The 4,759-nt window shown below is 37.7% G+C and carries 7 protein-coding genes; 3 read left to right on the forward strand and 4 right to left on the reverse strand.

The genetic code is table 11. The features are described from left to right. Positions 1 to 26: 26 nt before the first annotated feature. Entirely contained in the window at positions 27 to 650 is a 624-nt protein-coding gene (locus ACNKXV_RS04340; RefSeq protein ID WP_417906475.1) for an intradiol ring-cleavage dioxygenase, read from the reverse strand. A gap of 177 nt (positions 651 to 827) precedes the next feature. On the opposite strand from ACNKXV_RS04340, the gene ACNKXV_RS04345 reads away from it, so the two are divergent. Next, a complete protein-coding gene (locus ACNKXV_RS04345; protein ID WP_417906476.1) occupies positions 828 to 1,313 on the forward strand; it encodes a YybH family protein in 486 nt (161 codons plus the stop codon). Positions 1,314 to 1,371: 58 nt separating this feature from the next. On the opposite strand, the gene ACNKXV_RS04350 is transcribed toward ACNKXV_RS04345, so the two are convergent. From ACNKXV_RS04350 to ACNKXV_RS04360, 3 genes are all read right to left on the reverse strand, one after another. Continuing rightward, complete coding sequence (locus tag ACNKXV_RS04350; RefSeq protein WP_417906477.1) at positions 1,372 to 1,605, reverse strand: hypothetical protein; 234 nt, start codon at positions 1,603 to 1,605, stop codon at positions 1,372 to 1,374. Between the two features lie 159 nt (positions 1,606 to 1,764). After that, positions 1,765 to 2,070 carry a hypothetical protein gene (locus ACNKXV_RS04355; protein WP_417906478.1) on the reverse strand — a complete coding sequence of 102 codons (306 nt, stop codon included), beginning with the start codon at positions 2,068 to 2,070 and terminating at the stop codon, positions 1,765 to 1,767. Positions 2,071 to 2,072: 2 nt separating this feature from the next. Continuing rightward, entirely contained in the window at positions 2,073 to 2,903 is an 831-nt protein-coding gene (locus ACNKXV_RS04360) for a protein NO VEIN domain-containing protein (RefSeq protein WP_417906479.1), read from the reverse strand. A 122-nt stretch (positions 2,904 to 3,025) separates the two neighbouring features. On the opposite strand from ACNKXV_RS04360, the gene ACNKXV_RS04365 reads away from it, so the two are divergent. After that, positions 3,026 to 3,424, forward strand: coding sequence for an NUDIX hydrolase (locus tag ACNKXV_RS04365; protein ID WP_417906480.1), 399 nt, complete (start codon positions 3,026 to 3,028; stop codon positions 3,422 to 3,424). 113 nt (positions 3,425 to 3,537) lie between these two features. Continuing rightward, the gene (gene dinB, locus ACNKXV_RS04370; protein WP_417906481.1) at positions 3,538 to 4,758 is read left to right on the forward strand and encodes a DNA polymerase IV; all 1,221 of its coding nucleotides are present in this window, start codon (positions 3,538 to 3,540) and stop codon (positions 4,756 to 4,758) included. Position 4,759 lies beyond the last annotated feature (1 nt).

Raw genomic sequence — 4,759 nt, forward strand, 5'->3', positions numbered from 1 at the left:
AAGCTCCCGCCACCGCAGGAGCTTTTTTAGTTATAAGGAGATATATTTTTGCTTAAAATAAGATCGCGCTTGCCTACGAGAATGCCATTTTCTTTCTTTAGCCTCAGAACACCATCTGTACCACCTCTTGGGTTTTCTCTTAATCCCTGTTCCACATAAGGATCATTTTCAAAAAGGTAATCCTGGATATAATAATATTTTCCATCAGGCTCGAGAATGGTGGGATGTATATGTGCCGCAAATTCACTGCCGGGATAATTTCCGGGGATATGTGTATAAAAAGCATATTTTCCATCGGCACCGGTTTTTAACCAGCCTCTGATCTTTCCGTGCCGCCGGGCCCAACCTTCAGCCCCTTTGGCAGGCGCATATAGCCCCTCCGCATTGGTTTGATAGAGATAAAGAATAATATTGGGAGCAGGAGTTTTTCCATCAGATTTATAAATAGTCCCACTTACCTTAAGTTTATTGACTGCCGACTCAAATCCCGGCAGGGTATCTATAGAATTTAGTTTTTGTTGCCCATAATCGAAAATTGCTTCACATCCTTCACATGGTCCCCCAACCAGCCGGGCCGAAGGATTTTCCTGAGAATTTACGCAGGAAAACAGAAACAGGGAAAGCACTAATAGGAAAGGTCTTGCAATCATAAACAGTTTATTTTTAATTATTTCGGAAAAGGCGCTAACAAATTTTCCGGTTCAGATTTTTTGGTTTTAAAGAATCCCTCATCTTTCAAAGAAATCAATTTATTTAAAAATACAGTTTTTAAAATCTATATCTCACTGTTTTTGAGTAATTTAGATAACAACTACAAACCATAACCAATGAAAATATTAAAATTCTTACCCGTTTTAGCACTCTTTCTATTGAGCAGTTGCGATGATAAAAAAGAAACTAAGGATCATGATGAAATGGCTCAGGAAGTTGAGGTACAGGATCCTGCGGAAGTGAATAAAGCCTGGATTGATGGCTGGAACAAGAACAATGCGGCTTCGCTGGATAGTCTAACGGCAAGAGATGCTGTTCTATATATGCAGGGCAACTTTGTAGAAGCCGATAGCTTAAGAGCCTGGTATAAAATGGCCGCTCCGCAAATGAAAAATCTCAGAACCTCCCCAAAGAATAGTTATACCGGGAAAGATCTGGCTTATGAGTCGGGTACTTACGAACACCATATGCAAAATGACAGTCTTCAAAACACATACAATGGTGCCTATACTTTAATATGGAAAAAGAAAGATAACAACTGGAAGCTACAAGTAATTAATATTACAGACAGCACTCCGGATACCACTGCGGTAAATGAGTAAAAATGAAAAAGATTAATTAGTTGAAATGAAAAGGTCCTTTTTATTTAAAAGGGCTTTTTTAATTGAGTGAACATTGAAAGTTCTTCATCATTTTATAGATACATCTAAAAACGAACTTTCGTTTTTTACCAAGTTCAGAATTTTCAAAACTGAATTTGATAAATTTACCTCCCGGTTGATCCGGAGTGATTTCATAACCGGTTCCGTCTAAGACAAAACGGGTCTTTTCTGAAAAAGTGAAATCTGATGCATATTTCCTTACCAACCTACGTTTCCCTGAAGAGCCTTCCATAATCTTTGGTTTTTTGGTTAGATCAATTAAGTTACGAAAAAAAACCGGTGAGCAATTAGCAAGGCGTTTCTAAACGGGTTTATTCGATGAAGGGTTGGAATAAACGGTGAAGGAAGATTAAGTGAACTCTATTCAAGTCCTATACGCTAGAATAGGCAATCATTCTCTAGTGAGGCGACTTATAAAATCTTGCCATTGAAAGTCATATTTTATTACTTCTTCAGTTTCCGAAATTTGTTCAAATTCATACCATCCGTCAAAAATATTGGAGGGATTTAAATGTTCTGAGAAAAGATTTATTCCTAATTCTTGTGGGTAAAAATATTCACCATCAATAAGACCCTGTCTGATTTGGAATTCAGCGTAATCCAAAGGCAGCAAAAGATTATTTTTTATATATAGTGATCCGAAAATTTTATAATTCCCAGCATCTCTATATAAATATTCAAATTTCAGATTTCGCATGGTTAAAAATATCCTTTATATGATACTGGAGAATATTGACAAATATTTTCCAAGCCACCGTTTTTCACAAATACCTTTGGTTGATTCTCAAAATCAAAAATTCTATATAAGTAATAATTTGATGAGTACTCATTCGAAAAGTCAAACTCATTTTTCGAAAAGAAAAAAGGTGTTTTTATTCCGGATTTTGTAGTCTTTACTTCAATAAATTTATCATCTCCTGTAAGGGTCTTGGACAATATGTCAAATCCCACTCCATCTCCTTCATCTTTTGCGACCCATTTTATTTGATTCGCCAAATCTTCTCTACCTTTTTCTATCAAACTCCATTTTTCATAATTATACATCAACTCTTCACCTAAATAGCCCAACTTTGCATTATTTTGTTCACGCTCTAAATAATTTATTTTTAATGGATTTCTACTATAAGTAGGCAACGGTTCTTTAACTTCTTCAGATTTTGGAGGATTTACAAGCATTTTTTCGAAATTAAGATTATTGGATAAATTAATATTTCTATCTGCATAATTCCGAAATAGGATTTCAAGCTCAATATTTTCATGCAAATATTTTACAATCTTCTCATTCAATATTTGTTGATAATTTTGTCTTGGCAAATATCCTTTTATATAGGGCAGACCTAAATTCATTAATGCTGCACTTATATTCTGATTCTTGAATTCGATTGACCCTTTAGATCGTGTAGGTAATACTGGAAGCAAACTTCGACGGTATTCACTTTTATTATACTGCTGATTAATTAAATCCTTTCTCAGCATTTCAAAATATACAGGAAGTATAAGATCAAGTTCCGACTCTGACCAATTGCTCATAGATTAATTTTGATAATTAAAAGTATATAAAAAAATCCTATCAAGATTATTAGATTTTATGGAGACCTTTTATCGCGTCTTTAATGATTATTTTTCGTTCTTCATATCTTGAATTTAATGAAATGAAAAACTACATCGACAAACTCGCCTATATCCATATTCAGGATAAAAAGATCTTGATGAGTCTGAGTAAAGAAAAGACGACCTGGTATATTCCGGGAGGAAAAAGGGAGAATGGTGAATCTGATCTGGAAGCTTTATCCAGAGAAGTGGAAGAAGAACTATCGGTAAGACTTATTCCGGAAAGCTTGCATAAATATGGTGTCTTCGCAGCTCAGGCTCATGGACATCCGAAGGGCACAATAGTGAGAATGACCTGCTACACTGCTGATTTTACAGGAACCCTTAAAGCCTCTTCAGAAATCGAAAAACTCGAATTTTTTCCATTTTCAAGAAAATCTGAAAGCTCCTTTGTCGATCATCTTATTTTCGATGATCTTCAAAACAAAGACCTGCTCTAGTCTTCCAGACGATATCAAAAATTACATTTCTTTTTAACGCTCCACTCCCCTTCCCAACCAAATTAATTTTATAATTTTGGAATATTTCCAATTAAAAGGAATTTTTCCATTTTATGAGCACTTCTAAATCTATAATTCATCTGGATCTGGATACGTTTTTTGTTTCGGCAGAAAGGCGTCTGGATTCGCAATTGAACAACAAACCCCTTATTGTAGGAGGGCTGGGAGACCGTGGAGTGGTCGCGGCATGTAGTTATGAAACCAGAAAATTTGGAGTGCATTCCGGGATGGCCATGAAAGTGGCCAGGCAACTTTGTCCGCAGGCTATCGTCATCAAGGGAAATGCTTCCACTTATACCAAATTCTCTCATGAAGTGACCGAAATCATTCGCAGTAAAGTGCCCTCTTTTGAGAAAGCCAGTGTAGATGAATTCTATGCAGATCTTACCGGAATGGATCGGTTTTTTGGAATTAAACAATTCGCTACCGAGCTGCAGGAAACTATTTTAAAAGAAACCCATCTCCCCATTTCTTTCGGACTCTCGCAAAACAAAGTGGTTTCCAAGATCGCCACCGGAGAAGGCAAGCCCTATGCCCAAAAAGTGATCGAGATTGGAACTGAAAAAAGCTTTCTGGCTCCGCTTAGCGTGAATAAGATCCCTATGATCGGTAATAAAACCTTTCAGAAATTACTGAACCTCGGAGTCCGCAGGATCGAGACCATACAAAAGATGCCGGTGGAAGTTCTGGAGAGCGTATTAGGAAAAAACGGGCGCACCATCTGGAAAAGAGCTCATGGGATAGACAATCCACCTATAATCCCTTTCCATGAACGAAAGTCCATTTCTACCGAGCGTACTTTTAACCGCGACACCATAGACATGATACGGCTGCACGGCACTCTGGTCGCTATGGCCGAAAGTCTGGCCTATCAGCTAAGACGTGGCAACAAACTTACTTCGAGCATTAGTGTGAAGATCAGGTATTCAGATTTTCAAACCCAAAGCAAACAGGCGAAGATCCCTTATACCAGTGCTGATCATATTCTTATTCCAAAAGTGGAAGAATTGTTCCGACAACTTTATACCCGCCGGCTGCTTATCCGACTTATAGGCGTGCGCTTCAGCGGACTCGTGGGCGGGCATTATCAGATCAATCTTTTTGATGATTCTGAAGACATGCTGAATCTGTATAATTCTCTGGATAAGATCAAGAATCGTTTTGGGGAGCATAGTGTAATGCGGGCCGCTTCGATGGATGCAAAAACAATTGGAAGAATGGGGAATCCGTTTAACGGGGAACCGCCGGTGGTACTGGCGCATAGGAAACAGTAGG

Origin of the sequence: Christiangramia aquimixticola, assembly GCF_048285835.1 — a bacterium.
GTDB lineage: Bacteria > Bacteroidota > Bacteroidia > Flavobacteriales > Flavobacteriaceae > Christiangramia > Christiangramia aquimixticola.